Origin of the sequence: Providencia vermicola (assembly GCF_020381325.1) — a bacterium.
Lineage (GTDB): Bacteria > Pseudomonadota > Gammaproteobacteria > Enterobacterales > Enterobacteriaceae > Providencia > Providencia vermicola.
The window spans coordinates 254,647-276,580 of the sequence record NZ_JAGSPI010000001.1 but is presented as its reverse complement, the minus strand read 5'-3'; the positions used below and the strand labels follow the sequence as shown (position 1 = coordinate 276,580).

Annotated in this window: 18 protein-coding genes and 4 tRNA genes; 7 read left to right on the top strand and 15 right to left on the bottom strand. The window is 38.8% G+C overall.

Annotated elements, in window-relative coordinates:
• Positions 1–69: 69 nt before the first annotated feature.
• The 12 genes from KDJ85_RS01220 to KDJ85_RS01165 all read right to left on the bottom strand — a co-directional run bounded on the left by KDJ85_RS01220 (position 70) and on the right by KDJ85_RS01165 (position 9,885).
• Positions 70–156 (bottom strand) — tRNA-Leu (locus tag KDJ85_RS01220).
• Positions 157–285: 129 nt separating this feature from the next.
• A tRNA-Leu gene (locus tag KDJ85_RS01215) sits at positions 286–372 on the bottom strand.
• 7 nt (positions 373–379) lie between these two features.
• Positions 380–453, bottom strand: a tRNA-Cys gene (locus KDJ85_RS01210).
• 23 nt (positions 454–476) lie between these two features.
• Positions 477–552: transfer RNA gene (locus KDJ85_RS01205), tRNA-Gly, on the bottom strand.
• Between the two features lie 164 nt (positions 553–716).
• Positions 717–1,265: a CDP-diacylglycerol--glycerol-3-phosphate 3-phosphatidyltransferase gene (gene pgsA / locus KDJ85_RS01200; RefSeq protein WP_206083934.1), complete on the bottom strand. Its 549-nt coding sequence runs from the start codon at positions 1,263–1,265 to the stop codon at positions 717–719.
• A gap of 57 nt (positions 1,266–1,322) precedes the next feature.
• Entirely contained in the window at positions 1,323–3,155 is a 1,833-nt protein-coding gene (uvrC, locus tag KDJ85_RS01195) for an excinuclease ABC subunit UvrC (RefSeq protein ID WP_206088370.1), read from the bottom strand.
• Positions 3,122–3,808, bottom strand: a complete 687-nt coding sequence (locus KDJ85_RS01190) for a LuxR C-terminal-related transcriptional regulator (protein ID WP_225818144.1) — start codon at positions 3,806–3,808, stop codon at positions 3,122–3,124. Before KDJ85_RS01190 ends, uvrC begins: the two co-directional genes overlap by 34 nt.
• Positions 3,809–3,990: 182 nt before the next feature.
• Positions 3,991–4,398, bottom strand: a complete 408-nt coding sequence (gene psiE, locus KDJ85_RS01185; protein WP_206084381.1) for a phosphate-starvation-inducible protein PsiE — start codon at positions 4,396–4,398, stop codon at positions 3,991–3,993.
• A 203-nt stretch (positions 4,399–4,601) separates the two neighbouring features.
• On the bottom strand, positions 4,602–5,015 hold the full coding sequence (locus KDJ85_RS01180) for a GFA family protein (RefSeq protein ID WP_225818143.1): 414 nt from the start codon (positions 5,013–5,015) through the stop codon (positions 4,602–4,604).
• Between the two features lie 71 nt (positions 5,016–5,086).
• A complete protein-coding gene (locus tag KDJ85_RS01175) occupies positions 5,087–5,365 on the bottom strand; it encodes a hypothetical protein (RefSeq protein WP_225818142.1) in 279 nt (92 codons plus the stop codon).
• 189 nt (positions 5,366–5,554) lie between these two features.
• On the bottom strand, positions 5,555–7,033 hold the full coding sequence (locus KDJ85_RS01170) for a DUF3999 family protein (RefSeq protein ID WP_225818141.1): 1,479 nt from the start codon (positions 7,031–7,033) through the stop codon (positions 5,555–5,557).
• On the bottom strand, positions 7,030–9,885 hold the full coding sequence (locus tag KDJ85_RS01165; RefSeq protein WP_225818140.1) for a DUF2339 domain-containing protein: 2,856 nt from the start codon (positions 9,883–9,885) through the stop codon (positions 7,030–7,032). Before KDJ85_RS01165 ends, KDJ85_RS01170 begins: the two co-directional genes overlap by 4 nt.
• Positions 9,886–10,487: 602 nt before the next feature.
• On the opposite strand from KDJ85_RS01165, the gene KDJ85_RS01160 reads away from it, so the two are divergent.
• Together KDJ85_RS01160 and glpX are read left to right on the top strand one after the other, a co-directional pair.
• Entirely contained in the window at positions 10,488–11,411 is a 924-nt protein-coding gene (locus KDJ85_RS01160; RefSeq protein ID WP_225818139.1) for an AEC family transporter, read from the top strand.
• Between the two features lie 153 nt (positions 11,412–11,564).
• The gene (gene glpX, locus KDJ85_RS01155; protein WP_225818138.1) at positions 11,565–12,548 is read left to right on the top strand and encodes a class II fructose-bisphosphatase; all 984 of its coding nucleotides are present in this window, start codon (positions 11,565–11,567) and stop codon (positions 12,546–12,548) included.
• A 47-nt stretch (positions 12,549–12,595) separates the two neighbouring features.
• Here glpX and dtpA read toward each other — a convergent pair whose 3' ends face one another.
• Complete coding sequence (gene dtpA, locus KDJ85_RS01150) at positions 12,596–14,068, bottom strand: dipeptide/tripeptide permease DtpA (RefSeq protein WP_206083925.1); 1,473 nt, start codon at positions 14,066–14,068, stop codon at positions 12,596–12,598.
• A 949-nt stretch (positions 14,069–15,017) separates the two neighbouring features.
• Here dtpA and KDJ85_RS01145 point away from each other — a divergent pair.
• Both KDJ85_RS01145 and KDJ85_RS01140 read left to right on the top strand, forming a co-directional pair.
• On the top strand, positions 15,018–16,055 hold the full coding sequence (locus KDJ85_RS01145; RefSeq protein ID WP_225818137.1) for an SEL1-like repeat protein: 1,038 nt from the start codon (positions 15,018–15,020) through the stop codon (positions 16,053–16,055).
• 106 nt (positions 16,056–16,161) lie between these two features.
• Positions 16,162–16,896: a tryptophan 2,3-dioxygenase family protein gene (locus tag KDJ85_RS01140; RefSeq protein ID WP_225818136.1), complete on the top strand. Its 735-nt coding sequence runs from the start codon at positions 16,162–16,164 to the stop codon at positions 16,894–16,896.
• An 86-nt stretch (positions 16,897–16,982) separates the two neighbouring features.
• Here the strand turns inward: KDJ85_RS01140 and dpiA are convergent, their stop codons facing one another.
• Both dpiA and dpiB read right to left on the bottom strand, forming a co-directional pair.
• A complete protein-coding gene (gene dpiA / locus KDJ85_RS01135; protein WP_225818135.1) occupies positions 16,983–17,663 on the bottom strand; it encodes a two-component response regulator DpiA in 681 nt (226 codons plus the stop codon).
• Positions 17,664–17,665: 2 nt separating this feature from the next.
• Positions 17,666–19,294, bottom strand: a complete 1,629-nt coding sequence (gene dpiB / locus KDJ85_RS01130; protein WP_225818134.1) for a sensor histidine kinase DpiB — start codon at positions 19,292–19,294, stop codon at positions 17,666–17,668.
• A gap of 368 nt (positions 19,295–19,662) precedes the next feature.
• On the opposite strand from dpiB, the gene citC reads away from it, so the two are divergent.
• The 3 genes from citC to citE are packed head-to-tail and all read left to right on the top strand — an operon-like array spanning position 19,663 to position 21,928.
• Entirely contained in the window at positions 19,663–20,739 is a 1,077-nt protein-coding gene (gene citC, locus KDJ85_RS01125; protein ID WP_225818132.1) for a [citrate (pro-3S)-lyase] ligase, read from the top strand.
• On the top strand, positions 20,736–21,032 hold the full coding sequence (citD, locus tag KDJ85_RS01120; RefSeq protein WP_206083918.1) for a citrate lyase acyl carrier protein: 297 nt from the start codon (positions 20,736–20,738) through the stop codon (positions 21,030–21,032). Before citC ends, citD begins: the two co-directional genes overlap by 4 nt.
• Positions 21,032–21,928 (top strand): citrate (pro-3S)-lyase subunit beta, encoded by an 897-nt coding sequence (gene citE / locus KDJ85_RS01115; protein WP_225818123.1) that lies wholly within the window; start codon positions 21,032–21,034, stop codon positions 21,926–21,928. The genes citD and citE overlap by 1 nt, the downstream gene beginning before the upstream one ends.
• Positions 21,929–21,934: the final 6 nt, after the last annotated feature.

The window sequence follows — 21,934 nt, the reverse complement described above, 5'->3', positions numbered from 1 at the left end:
AAGAAAAAATAGATACAAAAAAACCACCTTTTGGTGGTTAATTGTCAAACTTAACAAAGTTAAGATTGATGGTGCCCAGGGCGGGACTTGAACCCGCACAGCCTAAAGGCCGAGGGATTTTAAATCCCTTGTGTCTACCGATTTCACCACCTGGGCCAAATTGTATTTTCTCTTTCGAGAGGGATAAGTTAACTCACCCGTTAATCAATATACTGGAGTAGATACTCGTATAAAGATCCGTCTAACTTAAAATAAAAGGAATCAAATGATTCTCTTACTTCAAGATGGTGCCCAGGGCGGGACTTGAACCCGCACAGCCTAAAGGCCGAGGGATTTTAAATCCCTTGTGTCTACCGATTTCACCACCTGGGCTAAATTATGGAGGCGCGTCCCGGAGTCGAACCGAGCTACACGGATTTGCAATCCGGTGCATAACCGCTTTGCTAACGCGCCTTATCCGAATTTCTTACGAAATTTGGAGCGGGAAACGAGACTCGAACTCGCGACCCCGACCTTGGCAAGGTCGTGCTCTACCAACTGAGCTATTCCCGCGTTAAGCTTAACTTTCAGCTTATGCTATCAAACTGGCTGATTTACTTATTTATTTTCATAAACCATGTTGCCGTTCGATGCGTTGCATTCTACTGATTTCACCTATCGAGTCAATACAATTATTGAAATAATTGGATCGTTCGCTGTTTTTTCAATCATTTCGATCACGCTTCGCTCAAATCGCCCCACGCAGCCTTTAAATATTGGAACATTGACCAAAATGTTAAGATAGCAGCGACATACATTAGCGCAATAGAAAGGTTTTCAATTAAAGGTGTCGGGCGCCATAATAGCCCTACGAGTGACATCATTTGTGCCGTTGTTTTAAATTTACCAATCCAAGATACGGCAACACTGCTACGCTTACCAATCTCCGCCATCCATTCACGTAATGAAGAAATAATAATCTCACGTGCGATCATAGTCGCAGCAGGTAATGTTACATACCAGACATCATAACTTTCAGTGACTAAAACAAGCGCGGTTGCGACCATTACTTTATCCGCAACTGGGTCTAAAAATGCCCCGAACTTCGTGGTTTGCTTCCAAAGTCGAGCTAAAAAACCGTCAAACCAATCCGTCACGGCGGCGACAACAAAAATCAACGCACAGGCGAACGGCCCCCAAGTCACAGGGAGGTAAAATGCCAAGACAAAAAATGGTATTAGGATGACGCGAAATAATGTCAGCCACGTTGGTATGTTTAATTTCATCACGCTCACTAACTTTTTGACCAAGTTGGATATTATGAATATGGTGCCCTAAGACACTTACTGTTTCAATGCATTATAAATCTTTTCTGCAAGTGCGTATGAGATCGAGGGCACTTTTGCGATTTCTTCTATACTGGCATTACGCAATGGCTGCAATCCCCCCATGTATTTTAATAACATTTGACGACGTTTAGGCCCAACACCTTCAATCGATTCCAAGGCACTCGTATTTTTTACTTTTGCTCTGCGTTGGCGATGCCCTGTAATCGCATGGTTATGGGACTCATCGCGAATATGTTGTATCACATGCAATGCAGGTGAATCAGGGGGTAAGGCAAAACCTTCGCCTTCCGGTTTCAAGAAAAGCGTTTCAAGCCCTGCTTTACGATCACTGCCCTTTGCCACACCGATTAATAAAGGATGGTTTTTATCCCAATCAACCTCAAGAGAGTCAAATACATCCCTAGCTTGCCCTAGCTGCCCTTTTCCACCATCAATAAAGATAATATCAGGCACCTTTCCTTCATCGAGGTGCTTACCATATCGGCGAGTCAATACTTGGTGCATGGCCGCATAATCATCACCAGGAGTGATACCTGAAATGTTATAACGGCGATATTCTGATTTCACTGGGCCCGTTTTATCAAAAACAACGCAAGAAGCAACTGTTTGCTCCCCCATAGTGTGAGAAATATCAAAGCACTCCATACGTGATATATTTTCTAAATGAACCACCTTCGCTAACGCGGCCATACGCTGTTGCACTGTCGAGTTCTGCGCTATTTTAGTGGATAACGCAATCGAGGCATTCGTACGGGCTAATTTCAAATAGCGTGCTCTCGCTCCTCTCGGCTGGCTTTGAATGTTAATCTTACGCCCCGCCAACTCAGATAATGACTGAGCAAGTAACTCTTTCTCTGTCAGGGCAAAATCCAGCAATATTTCCCCTGGTAATGTACGATTTTCGCTACCCTGTAAATAAAATTGCCCCAAAAAAGTCTGAACGACTTCATCTTGTTGGGTATCTGCGGGGATTTTAGGAAAATAACTGCGGCTGCCAAGCACTTTACCTTGACGTATAAACAAGACATGCACACAAGCAAGGCCTGATTCAAAAGAGACGCCGATGACATCGAGGTCATCTCCCTCACCAGAAACATATTGCTCTTCAGTCACCGTCCGTACAGCTTGAATTTGATCGCGAAAACGCGCTGCGTCTTCAAAGCGCAACTCTTGGCTAGCCTTCTCCATTCTCTCCACAAGGCCAGTTAATACTTGCTTGTCTTTTCCTGTCAAAAATAACCGCACATACTCCACTTGCTGATCATAATCTTCATCAGAAACTAGCCCTTTAACACAAGGCCCTAAACAACGCCCTATTTGGTATTGTAAACAAGGCCTTGAGCGATTTTTATAAACACTATCCTCACATTGACGTATCGGGAATAGTTTCTGCATTAAGGTTAGGGTTTCACGTACGGCATAAGAACTTGGAAATGGGCCAAAATACTCACCTTTGGCATGTTTAGCACCGCGGTGCATCGAGATCCGTGGGTGCGTTTCCTGACTTAAGAATAGGTATGGGTAGGATTTATCATCACGCAGTAACACGTTATAACGAGGCTGGTATAACTTAATATAATTATGTTCAAGTAATAATGCTTCAGTTTCAGTGTGTGTCACGGTGACATCAATAGCAGCAATTTGTTTGACGAGCTGCTCTGTTTTTCGGCTACTCACATTTTCACGAAAGTAACTGGAAAGCCTTTTTTTCAAGTCTTTCGCCTTACCAACATATATAACCGTGCCGCCCGCATCGTACATTCGATATACGCCAGGCTGATTTGTCACTGTTTTTAAGAAAGCTTTTGATTCGAACTGTTCTGCCACTCGGATAAACCCTGTACTGTAATTAAACCATATCTAATGGCTATATGAGTTAATTCTACATCACTACAGATATTAAGTTTACCAAACATTCGATATCGATAAGTATTTACTGTTTTAGGACTCAAGGATAGCGTCTGTGCAACCTGCTTAATGGGCACACCTTGGGTGATCATCAACATAATTTCCAGTTCACGACCTGACAAAAGCTCGTATAAATCTTGCTGATTATTATGGACAACACGATGCAAAGCGAGATCTTGAGCAATATCAGGAGAAATAATTCGCCTTTTTACATTGACCACCTTGATCGCTTCTATCAGATCATCTTCAGTAATATGGACACTCAATAATCCAAAAATTCCAATATCTAATGCTTTGAGAAAAAAAGAATAATTACTACGAACGTTATAAATAATAATTCCCACATCAGGCTGCGTGCGCCGCAACGTTTGAATCATTTTTAAGGAATCAAAATGACAATGGTCACTACTGATTAAAATCACACTGGCTCTTTGATGGCGGTTCCAAACCACCGCTTGGTCAATCGAGGAAAATGAAGCTATCAATTTGCAGCGTGAATGACGACTAAATATAAACTCAAATCCATGCAGAGTAATATTATTGTCATCAATAATTATTATATTTATTCCCATATTATATTATTTATCAATGAATTAAATAGAAATGAGTGGGAATTTTATATTGCAAGTCTCTGGGATACAACCTCTTTATCATTACACAAACATTAGATAATTCATTTAATAATAATTAAAACCTTCAAATAGTAAAAAGGAGATATACACTCCCTTTTACTATTTAAAAAATAAATATTTTATTACTCACGTTTTAGTTTTTCTGTATTCGCGATGTAAAGAGCGACAACCAGTACTAAAATTGCCCCTGCATGCAATAACGTTGTCATTGGGTCACTGTGATCGACAATAATCAAACGAATGATTGCTGTAATGCCAATATAAATAAAATATCTTAAAGGGAAATGATAACCTGACATAAAATATTTAATGATCAATGCAATAAACTCAAAGTAGAGGAAATAAATCACAATCCCCTCTAAGAGCTCATAAGCTGTTGCTCCCTTTGAACTGCCAAACATTAAAGATGCCATCGTAAAGGTTTCTTTTGCTAAAAAAAACACCAAAACAGCAGCTAAAGTAATTAAACCAATGTTCAGAATCCATTGTAGTACCCATGCAATGTTACTCGCATGACGCATTCCTTTCATACTATTCATTTGTTATTCCCCAAAGAAATACAAAACATGAGCACAATGACAGCTATCACGTGTTGTTACCCATTTTATTCAATGCATATTGTCTTAATTGTAAATCAAATTTTTGTCGTTAGCATGACAAACAGAAAGGAAATTTGCAGTTTTGCGGTAAAGCGAGCACGCTTCCCGCCTTACCATAATCTTTTATTCAGCAATTAATTTGAAGGGGCTCCCATCATTTTCAATATATCTTGCTCAGTCAGCATCGCTGTTTGCTCAACAAAATTATAATATTTTGGTTTGCTATCAATATAAATTTGCATCGCCAATTGCGCTTGTTTGCTGTCTTCAAACAGGGTTGCCGATACATAATATGTTGATGGATTAATTAAATGGTAAAAAAGATGTGTACCACACTGCTTACAAAATGCGCGCTCCCCCCACTGTGAGGATACAAATGTAGTGACTGAGTCTTGCCCTTCAATGTGTAAATCGCTACCGCAATCCACACTAAAACCTGGACCGCCATTCCATTTTTGGCACATGCTACAATGACAAACACTTAGCTTATTAACTGCTTTACCCGTTGATACCTTAACTGCACCACATAAACATTGACCTTTATGCATCTTATTTTCCTTTGCTATGTCTATTAATGGGTTTCTTACCCATTAATAGCTATTTCCCCTCAAATTACAACTTACTTTTCTTTTTTATTTAGGTTAAATTGGCGGTCTGTAAAACGTCGATCGTTTGTTGCGTCTTGCAGTAAAATACTCTCAAGCTCTTTGCTTTCTCGTTCGGACTCAATATCCCCTTCATTCTGCTGGTTTTGATGTAACTGCACATACTCATACGTCATTGCATGGGGAGTAATCCCAGTTAATAACGTATTATCTGCGGCTTGGGCAAATAAAGTTGCTCCCGTAAATAACGCTATGCCGATAAATAAACGAGTAAATAAAATATTTTTCATCATGTTCTCCTTTCACTAAAATATGTTTTAGCGCGAAAGGCTGTCAAAAAAAATACAGAATACGTAATTGTTTTAATGATTCAGTAAAATCATGTAGATATTTGTCTGAATGAACTATTTAGATAGTTGAAATGTAAAAAGAGAGCAATCCGCTCTCTTTTATACTGCTTCTATTCAAATAATGAAATGGCTTTATAATTCGCCTTTCTCATTTTTGTTTCCAGAATTCACTTCCTTAAGCAAATACCAACAGAAATAGAGTAAAACAACAATCCCGATAAATAATAAAACCCATAATGAGATTGTTAACCAATTTTGGCTTTCATCGACAAGATCGGTCGCCGTCAGTCGCTCAATCCCCCCTAACGGCACAATTTCAGCGTCGGAATAAGTAACGGGATAACTCGACATTAGCTCTGCAACTGTGTAGGTTTTACCAACTAATTGATTATACGTTAACTTTTCTTGTACAGCTTGTTTGTTTCCCCACACTAATAGGTAAGGAGCAGCCCCTTGCACATTAAATATCAAGTTGAGCGCATCTCGTTTACCCACAATACGTGGGGGTTGATCCTCCCAACTCCCTTTTAATGCAGAAACTCTTAATGTGCGGATCATTTCACCGTGTAAAACAATGTTTGTATTGCTAACCGTTTCACCGTTTGCATGCTGGTTATATGCCACAATATTCGTTAGTGGTAACCAGCTTTCCCCTCTATCTGATGAGTATTCTACTTTTAAAGGGATAACACGATTAGATTGCTGTAATTGTATTTGCAGTTCATCTAAAGGCTGCATTGAGGGTAATTGATAAATAACATGTTCCCGTGAAACCCCATCATTGGTCATTTCAAAATGGAATGACTCTTGACGACGAGTTGCTTTTAACACATCCGCATCAGCGCTTACTTTTAGTAAGTTAGGGATAACAACATCAGGGGAACTCGCAATCACAGCCAAAAGATAAGGTGCTTTCAAAGCTTGAGCATTACCATTTAATAATTCAATTTGATTACTTGTAACTGTTTGATCATCCAACGTTAAATTCATAATAGGTTGGTTTGTCGCCACATTAACCCAGTCTTCTTTATTATTGCTGGTAAAAATAAAGGCTTTTGCTTGCCAATCTTTTTCATGTTTAGCCCAATCCAGCGTTAGAGTTTTAATCGCTGCATTTTTTTCTTGATCTTCATTTCGAGTCAACAAATAAGCTTGATAAGATGCTTTATCTTTTGCTTGTGTATTTGGTAGTTCAAGGCGATTAACTTTGCCAGGTATAGATTCGACAAGAAGATATTGCCTATCTTTACGCATATCTTCATCAGTATTCACATTATCAATACGCGCAACTAAATGTTGAGGCGTAAATGATACTTTTGCATTAGAAATAGATTTTTCAGCATCATAAAAAAGTACTGATGGAACTTCATCACCTATTCCATTAAAGACGCGAACATCTTCTAATGTATTTGGATAGGCAGAATTAAAGTAAGCATTCGCAGGCAGCTCAAGCCAATAAAAAGGCTCGTTTGTGTCTGAAATATTTATTTCTGCTCCCTGATAAAAATTATAAGGTGAATTTTCTTTAATATCCTCACCATATAAATGGCTCGAAAATAATAAAGATAATGAAAAGACAGCAAGTAGCCCTCTATATTTACTTAGACTCATGATTGCGTTTCCTGTTCGGATTTCCCTTTTGGCTCTTTTGGTGGCAAAGGAGAAAAATACCCCACAATTAATATTACCAATGCCACACCAATAAAGGAGACAGCACGCGTAATTCCACCTTGTCCGTTAATATCAATTAAGAATAATTTTGCAATAACACAAGCAAAAATACCTGCACCGAAGAACCACCAGATCCGATTTTTCTTGATTGCCGATATCACTGAGCATATTAGTGCTGCAAGAGCCCAACTAATCGACAGAACGGTTTGTACTAAGCGCGAATCAAACAAGGTTTCATAATGCCAATTAAGCCCTGCAAAGTCAGCCGTTGCTCGAATAAGGATGCCATTAAACCACAGAGCTACAAGAGCGATGATTGCAACCAGTAACACTCGAATGATCCAGAAGTCTATCTCAGTGACTTTGCGTAATTTTTGCATAAAGCCTTTACGCACTAAAATAATCGCGGCAATGCTAAATAACCCTGCTTCATCTAATGGATTTATTAGCGGAATATAATTCCAGAACGTTAATTTACCATCTTCTAAATTAGCATATCCTGATAAGACAACTAACCCAACAACAACGGGCAACAAACTATACCAATAAATCAGTCCATTACGTTTCATTGGGGGCATTCTATTTTGCTGCAACCAATACAACACTAAAATTATTAATGTTACCGTCATAACATAAATAAAATATCCCATTTCATGTTGCATTCCCCAAGGAAGAATAGAAACGAACCAATTTACTTGTGTTACAATAAATGCAAGGATTAACCATAAATTCGCGCCATGTAATACCCTTTGCATCCATGGGTTGCGAAGCTTGTAAGCGTGTATCACAAATAATATAGAGCTTCCTAATACGACTGGCCAAATTAAGGAACCTTCACCTCGGCCCATCGGGTTTTCATCATTTAAGAAATCGATACCGAGATAGTAATAGCCCGCAATCCATAAGAAAGATTGGCAAATAAGTAAAGGAACCCAATTAATACGAATTGCAAATAGCCGCCAGAACCATACCGATATCACGACTAAAACCAACATAATAAAGGATTCGGATTCTCGGCTCCATGAAAGAATATTAGTGAACATTGGCAACCAGCAATACCATGCCACTATTCCTATCACTAAAAAACCATAACTGAATAATGAATAATTACTATCTTCATTGCGGCGAATATGGAATAAACCACCCGCACCAAAGCAAGCAACAAGCAATACTGGCACCATATAAGTGCTGCTACGGCTCCAATATAAGAATGGATAATCACTTAATAAAGTCACTACACTTACTAAAATTAGTAATGATCCTACCGTAGCTAATTTCCTGTGGTTTTGCTGTAAGCCAAACCACAGAAGTAATAACCCTTCCAATGACCAGATAATAGAAGTCCACTCAAATGTCAGCGCTAATGGTATGGCAAGAGTTACGAACCCAGCACCAATGATAATATTGCCTAGCGCCATATTTTTGCCAATTTCTTTATAACGTTTATGAATTTGTAACCCCGCCACGAGGTACAATAAACCAATCAATAACGAGATAAATGCAGGTAATAATCCTACGCCCTCAGAAATAAAGAATTGCAACACAATACTAATGAAAGGTGGTACAAATAATAAAGTATTATCGACAAGAAGTTGTTTAGTATGTTCGAAACGTAATGAAAAGAGTTGTGTTAATGCATTAAAAATGATCAGATTAGCGATAATAAATAATTGGCAAGATAGATAATAATCAGATTGATAATTATCTATCCCCCATAAAATCGCCACCCCATAGGTCATAACCAGTCCAACGAGGTTCAATGGTCGCCATGCTTGCCACACACTAATAATTAAAATACCTGTTGATAACATCAGATAGTATGAGAAGAGCACGATGTGGCTGCCACCACCAGTGGATAAGAGGATAGGTGCTAAATAACCACCTAATGACGCTAAAATAGCTAAACTAATCGTACGTTGTAATAATGCAAGAGCGATACTGGCGGCACAAATTAACAACATAAACGCAAAGGCCATTCCATACGGCAACATGGTGTATAACTTAAAAGCAGCAAAAATAGTAATATATAAACAACCTATTCCCCCGCCTTGTAAAATTAAACCGAAAAGCGTTTTTTTATTACGTAACCACCAGCCCACACCTAATAGTATTAAACACCCTACCGCGCTGAATATTAGCCGCATTTGCACAGAGATAATTTCATTTTGTACACTGTAGTTTAATAAGTAAGCAACACCAAGGAATAATAATAAAATCCCAATTTTAGCAACAGGATTGCCTTTTAATAACCAAGTAAAGAAGTGACCAAATATTGACTTATCATTACTTGGCATATTTTTATTTGCATCCCAACCCTGTACATTTTTTGTTGTATTTTCTTTGGTGCTATTAAATCGGTTCGGGTTTACCTTAGATGACAAATTGCTATTAAACCGGTTTGGATCAACATCAATATTATTTGAAGGCGTTAAAGGTGGCTGCGTCGTTATAAGGGCGTCTTTTACCCGTTCAATATTATCCCTAGGCTCTACCTGTTGGTAAGCAACTGACTTTTCAGAGACTATATCTTGTTCGCTTTCTGTTGAAGGCACTGAGTTTTGCCGTATTGATTGTTCAATATCTTCAGTTTTCTCTGTGATGTGTTGTGTAATCTCTTGATGCGTTTGTTCTGTAATTGGGGATTCGGATAAGATACTCTGCGATTTTTTAAACTGTGCAATTTGTGTTTCTAATGAATAAACCTTCTGATTTAACTCAGAAATTTGATATTGCATTCGCCCTGTACGACTTAGCGAAACTATCGCTAAAATCGGCGCGAGTATAACAAGCATCACTAATATGAACCCTACTAGTATCCAAGTATCCACAAATAGGTTTCCTCATAATAAAATTCACAGTTTTAGATATGGCAAAATGGCGTTTTGTGATTATCGCTAGTGTAGATATCATTGATTCTCTTGCCAACCAAATGTAATAAACTGTTACAAAATACTTCGTTTTAGTTGTAGTAAAAGCACTCTTGTCACACAAAAATGATAACCATCATTAATACGTGGTTTAAAAGCCAATGTAACTAAGAAAACCCTTAATCATCATTTAGTCATATTCAAAATAAGCAATAATTTTAATTTCTTTTAATTCCCCGATAGTCTATTTAAGATGATTATTCCAATAAATTTAAAAATATAAATTTAAATAGTGTTTTTAAATTTATTTATATATACACTTATCAATTAACACCCAAGAAAAAAAACAATCACTATCATTTAATGATGACAATAATTTGAGTTTCACATCATCATTGTTATGTCAGTTAATAAATGAATTACCAACAGAGACTTAAAACAAAGCTTATTCCAAAAGATAAATACATATCGTTAGTATATTTGTAAAGATTGTCGAAATAAGAAGAATAGTATAAGGAGAATTCTTCATGCTACTCCATATCATCCTCGCTGCACTTGGTCCAATCGTTCTTGGTTTAGCTGTTGGTTGGCTATCTGGGAAATATGGTTTTATTAAAAGAGAATATTCACAGGCTTTTGCTGACTTTGTTGTCAAAATTGCCTTACCATTCGCACTATTTCTTGCAGCCGCTCAAGCACCACCATCTGTATTGCTCAATATCGATTACTTATTAGCATTGGCTGTCGGATTAATTGCAACTTATGTTATCGGGTTTATTTTTGGTAAATTTATTTTCCGTCACAACAGAAAAGATGCTGCCATGCAGGCATTATCGGTATCATTCCCTGATATGGCCTACTGTGGGCCACCTGTCTTATTGGCTACCGTCGGGTCATCTGGATTGATTGCAATGGTATTAGGTAACCTTATTTACACTGTTATCATCATTCCATTCACCTTACTGATGATTAGTGGCTCTCAACAAGGTCATAGCGTTTTCAAATCAATTGGTAAAGCGATTGCCCAACCTTTAGTATTTTTGCCAATTCTAGGGGCATTACTGGCTATTTTTGGTGTGAAGTTACCTGAAATCTTACAAAACTCCGTCAATGAACTAGGAAAAACAGCGGGAGGGGTTGCTCTCTTTTTCCTTGGTCTGTTACTTTCAGGTATTAAGTTAACTATTAGCAAAGAAATTATTTTTAACGTCTTTATTAAAAACTTTGTTCAGGCAGCCTTGATTTTAGGAACTGGTCTTGCATTAGGCCTACAAGATGACTTATTAAAAGCAGCCTTTATTATTGGCGTATTACCGACAGCGACAGCTGTACCTGCTTTAGCCATTAGTAACCAAGCTTATACGGAAACATCCGCAGGGACAGTATTACTCAGTACCCTCGCCGCTCTGATTTCTATTATTGGTGGTATCGCCATTGTCGAAATGCTGTAACCCTCCTGAATTAAAGCAGGTCAACTTTTGGCCTGCTCTCTCTTTCATTCCTCTTAGCTGGTTTTATCACCAATTATTTGCAAGATAGATCACAAAAAACGTATCATAGAGCTAAGTATTTTTTCTTTTAAGCATCTGGGATATTAATAAATAATGAAAATCAGTGATGAGTTAGCCTCCGCTATCGCTTCCGTCACCGAAGTTGCTGCCATTGCAGCCTTCGATTGGGTAGGTAAACAAGATAAAAATGCTGCGGATAAAGCGGCTGTTGAAGCCATGAGAAATCGCCTTAATGAAATTGATTTCTATGGAAAAATTGTGATTGGTGAAGGTGAAATTGATGAAGCGCCAATGCTTTATATCGGTGAGCAAGTGGGCAAAAAATCGGGGGTCGAAGGGCTTGATATTGCGGTTGACCCAATAGATGGCACCCGAATGGTTGCCTGTAATGAGCAAAATGCAATTACTGTTCTGGCCGCAGCACCAACAGGCTCATTACTTCAAGCTCCTGATATGTATATGGAAAAACTCGTTGTTGGAGCAGCGGCAAAAGGTGCCGTTCATTTAAGCCACCCGCTTGAAAAAAACCTTGAGTTTCTTTCATCTGCATTGAATAAACCCATTTCGCATCTTTCCATCGCTGTTTTAGATAAACCGCGCCATGAGCACATTATCAAAACCATTCGTAATTTTGGCGCTAATGTAATTACCATTCCTGACGGTGATGTTTTAGCATCATTACTAACAATACTTCCAGAACATCCAATTGATATGATGTATGGTACAGGTGGCGCACCAGAAGGTATCATCAGCGCAGCAATTGCACGAGCATTAGGTGGCGATATGCAAGCTAGGTTGATCTCACGAGATAAAGCAAAAGGTGATAGCGATGAAAATAAACTACTCGCCGCACAAGAAGCAATACGTTGCCAACAAATGGGCATCGAAATTGGTGAGGTTTTATCGTTAGAACAAATGGTTAATACGGATGATGTCATTTTTGCTGCTACTGCAATTACACCAACCGTTTTAATGGGAGGTATTTCAACAGATGCGTATAGTCGCACCTCGAATACCCTTCTGGTTAATGGCCGTGATCGTTCGTTAAAGATAATCAACAACCGCTATTTTAACTAGCTTTTTGATGGTATTAAAAAAGGGCCTCGTGGCCCTTTTTTAATTGATTACTCAGCGCGGTCTAGCGTCATACGATTTAACATTGGTGCGGTTAACACCATAATTATCGCAATCGCGCCAGTCACTAAGCCTATCTTCAAGAATACATCACTATATACAGCTAATGATTCGACTTTACTAGTCAGTTCGCCTTCTGGCGCTGCGGCCATCGAGGCAACATACCCTGCAATAAAGGCAGCCGCAGAGTTCGTTAAGAACCAAGCACCCATGATGAAGCCCATTAAACGCTGTGGTACTAACTGCGCAACCATCGCTAAGCCCAAACCAGAAATCATCAGCTCACCAATACTTTGGAAACCGTAACAAATCACCAACCATTGGACAGACACAATTCCCGCTTCGTTAGCAAATTTAGCGCCTAGTGGCAGTACTAAGAATGCCGCAGAACACAGAACCATCCCAATCGCAAATTTATGGGGCATCGGCAAATTATCACCCATTTTGTTATAAATTGCCGCTAAAATTGGGCTCCCAATCATAATCCATAATGGGTTCAATGCTTGGTACTGTGCAGGTTCAATTGAAAAACCGAAAACTTCGTGCTCAACATTATGCAATGCAAAGAAGTTTAATGAGGTCGGCATTTGGCTGTATAAAACGAAGAAAACTATTGCTTCTAACATCAGAATTAATGCAACAATCATCCGGCGACGCGCAGTACCTTTTAAAGCTAGCGTTTCTTTAATGAAGATAACTAAAATCCCTAAAGAAATGATTGCTAAAGCTGTACGTGCAACACCTAAGTTATGCAGTAACCATGTAGAAATGGCAATCAATGCCACCACACCAATCACTGTTGCTACTAAGCGAGAAATCACTACTGGCGCAAAGTCAGGTTTCGAACCGTGCTGGGAAACCCATTTCTTACACATATAGAAGTTAATCAGTGTAATGATAAGACCGACTACGCTCAGAGAGAATGCAACATCCCAACCATAATGTTTGGCTAACCAAGGCGTTGCAATCATAGAGAAGAATGAACCGATGTTTACGGACATGTAATACATGGTAAACGCGCCGTCCAAACGTGGATCGTCTTTTTCATAACAGGTTGACAATAAAGAAGATGGGTTTGCCTTAAATAAACCATTACCCACAGCTATAGTTGCAAGCCCGACATACACCATTGACACATCATGCCCTGAGAAAGCGACAAATGCATACCCTGCAATTAAGGTCAGTGTCCCTAAAACGATAACGCGTTTTGTACCTAAGATTTTATCCCCTAACCAACCACCTATTGCAACAAAGCCATAAACTAATGCTGCAAACGCAGAAAATAAGGTGATGGATTCGGTTTCTGACATGCCGAGAACTTGGCTCAGGTATATAGGCAGGATACCTTGTAAACCGTAGTAACCAAAACGTTCCCAGAGTTCGATAGAAAAGATGAGATAGAACGAGCGAGGTTGCTTAAACGCGTTAAGACTGACTTCCTCTTTATTATTTGTTGTGGACACAAGTTACCTCTAGTACAACCTGTACATATGCAAAAAAACCACGGAGCGCTCGTTGCGCTCTCGCATTGTTATGGTCTCAAGAATTAACGTTGGAAAGGCTCACTACAAATTAGAAGAGCGTCATTCCCTGACCTCAAAACAAACAAAAAACGTGTGTAGAATTGTTTTTAGATCTCAAACATAAAATTCAATGAGTTAAAGCATATTTGATTATTTATTCAACTAAGACAAGCAGATAACCCGCCAAGAACGCAATAATCAATTAAGCCATATACGTTATTTATGCACCAAAATTAAAGAATTAGCTAGTATTAATTACCATATGAATCAGATTTTATCGTGATTTACTTCAATTTTTTACAAAATCTCAATATTATTATCGACCACTAATTAATCAGTTGTTTCTCTATTGTTAAGGATATTATTCCATATTTTAATTATATTCATGGAATATGTCATACCGCATTGACCCTGTATCCTCACGTTAACGTAGAGATAATCTCAGTGGGAAAAAGGCATTTTATGAGTTGAAAAGTAGCGATATCGGCGTGAAAGGGTACTATTCAGGAATTTTAGACAAAAAAAAGCCCAGTAAATAAACTGGGCATAATGCATTCTACTCAAGGATCTTTTTGCTAAATTCAAACTATCACTACGTAGGTGCATTATTACATTACTTCGTGTAAAGAAATGAATGATGAGGGTAAATATATGAATGTTTACGCAAGCAAACAGAAATATAGATACTATTAAGACCTATGTATCCCAAAAAAAGTTCATCTTTTTTTATTTTTTCTGCATCTTTTTTTATTCTTTTTTTGATAGCAATAATTAACCATTTGATTTATTGATAATAATGTACAATCAACCAAATGATTGCACTGAACTCAGCAACACGATAATTTACCTTAAATGGTTTTTTAAGAAATATAGCGCGAAGGAACCCCCTGTGAAAAAAAAATTTTTACCCTTATTTTTGATAAGCTGTTTATTCATTCCTTCGGCTTTCGCAGAAAAAGTTAGCACACCACTGGATGAAAAATCACTGATTGAACTTGCCACTCAAGGGCACGCTGAAGCTCAATTCAATTTAGCGATGTTTTACCAATCACATGGACAACTTGACGACGCCTTAAAGTGGTATCTTCTTTCTGCTAATCAAGGCTTTAGTAAAGCTCAAATTAACTTGGCACTGATATACCAGGAAGGTTCTGGTGTCCCTAAAGATGAAAAGTTGATGCTACATTGGATGCAATTAGCTGCTGAAAATGGCGATCCTATTGGCCAAATGAACATGGCAGAATACACACTGCATGGCATTGACAATCTTTTAGAGAAAAACCCAGAATCTGCTGAACACTGGTTACGAAAAGCTGCTGAACAACACTTTCCTGCCGCAATGTTAACCCTTGCTTATTGGTATGAGGAAGGCAAAGCGATAACTAAAGACCCCAAAAAAGCGCAGGTAATTTATCAAACGCTCGCCAAAGAAAATCACCCACAAGCACTCTATTTACTGGGCTATCAAGCCGCAACAGGTATGTACGACAAAGTCGATTATGCCCTCGCATTTGATTACTTCACACGCGCTGCAGAGCTTGGTTTTTCTCCTGCACAAAATAGCCTCGGCATGCTGTACCTGACGGGCCAAGGAACGAAAAAAAATACGCAATTAGCCATCAAATGGTTAACCCTCGCCGCCAAGCAAGGGGAAGTCTCTGCACAGTTTAATTTAGCGTTAATTTATGCGCGCGGTGATGGCATTAACGCCGACCAAGAAAAAGCCTGTCATTGGTTTATTAAAGCTGCCCAACAAAATAGTGCTGATGCGCAGTACGCAAGTGGTGCCTGCTACCAATATGGAATGGGTGTTGAACAAGATGAGCTGAAAGCACTACGTTGGTATAAGCTTGCCGCAGCAAAAGGCAATGAGCGTGCCGAGAAAAAAGTGCTAATTCTAGAAAATAATTTGAAGAATAATAAATAGCCCAGATTGCCTAATATTTTTTGTTAGGCTGTACTTAATTTTTAGTGTTATTCATGCCTGTATTTCTCTTTATATTAAGCTATACATTGAAAAAGAGAGGTATTTCATGAGTGAGAGAGGCAGTCTACCCCTTAACGATTTTTCACAATCAATTCTATCTGGTGAAGGAAAAAATGATTATGAAAAATACATCAGAACAGAAGCCCTATTATCATTGCAACGTACAAAGGAAGAATGGTTACATCGAGATGAACTGCTTTTTCAAATCACTCATCAATCAACTGAACTGTGGTTGAAGCTCAATAATGAAGAAATCATAGAAGCCACTCGCGCACTAAAAGACCAAAAAATTCATTCCGCGATTGCCTTTATCCAACGCGCCACTGAGTGTATTAATTTGATTACTGCACAAATTAATATACTCAGTCATCTCACACCTTGGAATTTTTTGACTATTCGCCCTGCATTTGGCACGGGATCAGGTATGGAATCACCCGGTTGGCGTGATGTCGTAATTAATGGCAAAGAATTGAATACGCAATTTACCCATTACATTCAGCAGACAAAAACTGATTTGATGGCAATTTATACCCAGCCAGTACAAAATGAGGCTTTTAATTTATGTGAAGCACTCATTAAATGGGATGAACAGATCATGGAATGGCGCATGCGCCATTATAAAATGGTTATTCGCACTCTAGGGCATCAAACCGTTGGAACAAAAGGCACATTAACGGATGCCATGGCACAGCGAATTTTTATGAAATTTTTTCCCGCATTATGGGATGTTAGAACGCAACTAACTGAACGTTTTACTGAAAAAAATAACAACACTCAATAGAAGACTGACTATTCTTTTATGGCAGTTCACGATAAAACATCTGCACCCCTATAGTATCGGTGCAGATATTCTGCAAAATAAAAATCTTACCGCTTGCCACGATAAATTCGTTGAGGGCGCCCAACTTTTCCGTACTCTATCTCAGCTTCAATCTTATTTTTTGCTAAGCAGAACTCTAAGTAGCGTCTTGCCGTAGTACGACTCAGTTTAATTGTCTCTGCGATGCTTTCTGCAGTATATTCCGCTTCAAGATCGGCAAACAATGCTAAAACCTTTTCCAACGTGATCACATCAATACCTGTCGGCAGTTCCTCTTTGGATTCACCGCGTGCATAAGTATTAAACATATCATCGATTTGACTCTGATTCGTTTTACTGTTGGTTTGTAAAACTGATTTACGCTGGATATATCTATCCAATGTTTGCCCTAAACGTTCATACGCTATTGGCTTAACCAAATAATCAAAAACGCCAAGACGAATGGCTTCAGTCACCGTTTCCATATCACTCGCTGCTGTCGTAAATACGATATCAGCGCTATTTCGCTCTTGAATTAATTCATGAACGAGATCGATTCCTTTGCCGTCAGGTAAATAGTTGTCCAGTAAGATCAAATCTGGCTTCATGTATTCAATCATTTTTCTGGCTTCAGCTAAATTACCTGCCAACCAAACCTTGTCACAAGCTGGATATGCTTTAATGTACTCGCCGTGCATCTCTGCTAAAAGCAGCTCATCTTCCACAATGAGGATTTTTATCTTAATCATTTTTATATCTTCACTTTCGGAATAAAAATTGAGAATACTGTACCATGCGGCTGATTTTCTTCAATAATCACCGCGCCATTACATCGATTGACGTATGAAGCAACTAAATAGAGCCCGATCCCATGCCCATCGGTTGTGTCTGTTTTTGTTGTCACACCTCGTTCAAACCATTTGTCTTGCATATCTGGAGGGAAACCACACCCTTGGTCAACAACTTCAATAACAATTTCCTGGCCTTCATCAGAAAGGTACAGCTCAACTTGCCTATTACCCTGTTGGCTTTTCAAGCTCGCCTCAAAGGCGTTATCCAGTAAATTACCTAAGACGGCACAAAACTCTGTACTATTTAAGGACTCAGGCAATACATGAAGCTGGCTACCTGGTGTAAAAACTAACTGTAAGCCCAATTCTTTTGCACGGTGATACTTACCAAACAATAACCCAGCAACTTGCTTATCAAAGAACTGTTCACGTAACGAATCTATAAGTTGTTGCTGAGATTCAGACTCACCTTTAATTAATGCAAGCGCTTGATCATATTCTTTCATTTGCAATAAACCACTCAACGTAGACATCCAATTTAGATGCTCATGCCGCAGAGTACGCAAATTTTCTACGTATTGGCGTACTTGTGTCAATTGGGAATTTAATGATTCAATATCATTTTGACTGCGGAAACTAATTACAGCGCCAATTAGGTGATTTTCGTCCCGAATTGCAACTCGATTAGCTATCACATTTAATCCGTTAAATTCGCACAATACATCATGTTGAATCGTAGCAATATCTACGGTAAAAAAATCAGCAGGCGAAATATGCTCTGAGATTGATTTACCAATAAGTTGCCCTGTTGGTTTGCTTAAAGACAACATCTTTCGTGCATTGGAATTAATATTAATAATTTGCCCATGCTGGTTTACCGCGATGATCCCTTCAAAAACGGCATCAAATATCCCCTTTTGCACAAGAACTAACTGCGTAATTTCTTCAGGTTCCATACCCAGCATTTGCCGTTGAATTAATCGCGTAAAACCCCAGGAAAGAAATAATAAAATGACCAGAACGCCAAGAAAAGTTGCTCCCGTTTGGACAAATAACTCGCTACGAGAAGTGTCTATCTTATTGGTTAAATAACCGATGGAAACAACACCAATAATTTTTCCATCTTCCTCAAATATTGGCGTTTTTGCTCGCATGGCATTACCAATGGACCCCTCCCCACCAATAAAATAACTTTCACCACTTTCAAGCGCTCCAGGCTTATTCCATTGCATTTTATAGCCGACTTTTTCACTGTTCGGATGATAAAGCCGCATGGAATTTTCATCGCCAATCACGACATAGTCGTAATCAGAATCTTGGTTTAGTTTATCTGCAATAATTTTCAGTTGTTGAATATCACGGTGTTTAACAGATTGAATCACGCCATCCATTGATGCAATCAGCTTTGCTTGGCTCATGGCTAACGAGCGAATATTCGCCATCATCCTATTTTCAGCTGTATCCGTAAAATATTTACCTAGCCCTAACGTCAAAAATAACGAGACAACCAATAGAAGAAAGAAAACTCGCACTGAAAAGGAAATTGAGTTTACTTTTGTCAATGTAGAGAAAGCATGCTCTTTTTTCATATAGGCTCTCGTTACCAACTGAAAAGTAAAAAATTTGTTACAGTAGAAATCACAGAATAATAGATATTAAAAATATAAGCTAGAGACATAATACACATATTATTAATTAAACACATTAAAACCAAGCAATAAAGCACATATCGAATAATTAAAAACATTAAAACCATTAAACAAATACAAACTCATTTTAGAAACATGAAATAGGTCAAATATATTAAATATAGGACCTTTAATATTAATCTTGAAAAAGATAATTAAATAAGAGTTTATGTTTTTAAGAATAAGAAAAACCAAAAAATACTTATTTAATTAACTTTAACATTAGCAACATTTTAAAAACATCTCTAAAAGAGATGCAGGATACTATTATGTTCGAAAACATAACGTTTAATCAGGTAAAACGTCATGAGAACAGGAAACTTGCTGAAATAACTCAGTTTTTAAAGGAAAATGATTTAGAGCTTGATGCAAGCGTTGATGTTTTCATTACGATAACCCGTAATGAGGAATTAATTGCGTGTGGTGGGCTAGCAAAAAACGTTATTAAATGCGTAGCAATTAGCGATGAGGTTCGTGGTGAAGGTCTCGCGTTAAAATTAGCAACCGAGCTTGTTAATCTTGCTTACGAAAATAATACAACTCATTTGTTTATTTATACTAAATTTCAAAATGAAAACCTATTCCAGCAATGCGGTTTTCATACTATAGCGACTGTGCCTGATGTGATGGTATTGATGGAAAATAGTTGCTGTTATCTAAAACGTTATATTCAAAGTTTAAAAGCACAGCGTGTCGACGGTAAAAAAATTGGGGCCATCGTAATGAATGCCAATCCATTTACCTTAGGCCACCGTTATTTAATCGAACAAGCAGCTAAAGCCTGTGATTGGCTCCACTTATTTGTTGTTAAAGAGGATACCTCTCGCTTCCCTTATAAAGTCAGACTGAACTTAATTGAAGCAGGTACAAAAGGTATTGAGAACCTCACCATTCACCGTGGTTCTGAATATATTATTTCTCGGGCAACGTTCCCTTGTTACTTTATTAAAGACAAAACGGTAGCCAATAACTGTTATACCGAAATCGATATTAAGATTTTTCGCCAATATATTGCTCCTGCATTGGGGATAACCCATAGATTCGTCGGATCAGAGCCATTTTGCCAAGTCACCAACCAATATAACCAAGACATGCGCTATTGGCTCGAAACGGATGCGATGAATTTCCCTCCTATAGAACTCGTTGAATTTCCGCGAACAGTCATCAACGGAACGGCGGTCTCCGCCTCACAAGTTAGAAGACTACTCGCTAAAAAAGATCTTGCGGCTATTAAGGCGATTGTGCCTGACGCGACATATCAATATTTACAAGAGATGCTCGCTAATCAAGCAACATCAACGACAAACCGCATCGAAAGTTCTGAATTAGCTATAGGTGAAATATGAAGATTAAACATGCAGCCGTTGCTGGCACACTTGAATCAAGTGATGTCATGGTTCGAATAGAACCGTTAGAAGATACTCAAGAAGTTTCCGTGCAAATAACCAGCAGTGTTGAAAAACAATTTGGTGATGCTATCGCCAGTATCGTGCAGGAAATGATAGTTCAGCATGATATTCAAGGTGCTCAAATCATCGTCGACGATAAAGGTGCATTAGAGTGTGTCCTAAAAGCACGTTTGGAAGCCCTACTCGCTCGTGCTTGTGATATCGATTATTTGCCATGGGAGAATAAATAATGACACCAGAACAAAAATCACGTACACGCAGAAGCATGCTTTTCGTTCCTGGTTCAAATGCGGCGATGCTAAGCAACTCATTTATTTATAAAGCAGATGCACTGATGTTTGACTTAGAAGACTCCGTGACATTACGCGAAAAAGATACCGCACGCCGCTTGGTTTATCATGCATTACAGCATCCTTTATATGCCGATATTGAAACTATTGTTCGTGTGAATGCTTTAGATTCTGCCTTTGGTATTGCTGACCTTGAAGCGGTTGTTCGTGGCGGCGCAAAAATTGTGCGTTTACCGAAAACAGACACTGCGCAAGATGTCACCGATATCGAAACTGAAATATTACGTATTGAAAAAAATTGTGGTCGTGAAGAAGGTAGCACAGGTTTATTAGCAGCGATTGAATCACCGATGGGGATCACACAAGCGGTGAATATCGCCCACGCATCACCAAGACTTATTGGCATCGCGTTAGGTGCCGAGGACTATGTCCGCAATTTGCGCACCGAGCGGTCTCCTGACGGCGTTGAACTCCTCTATGCTCGGTGCGCCATTTTACAAGCCGCACGCTCAGCAGGTATCCAAGCCTTTGATACTGTTTACTCTGATGCAAATAATGAAGAAGGTTTCCTACGCGAAGCCGCGCACATTAAACAACTCGGCTTTGATGGCAAATCATTAATCAACCCAAGACAAATTGAGTTACTCCATAACTTATATGCGCCAACTCAAAAAGAAGTCGACCATGCTCAACGTGTTGTTGATGCCGCAGATGCCGCAGCCCTTGAGGGTAAAGGCGTGGTGTCATTAAACGGAAAAATGGTTGATGGCCCAGTCATTGACAGAGCCCGCTTAGTATTATCTCGCGCGGCATTATCTGGAATTCGGGAAGAGTGAGGCAAA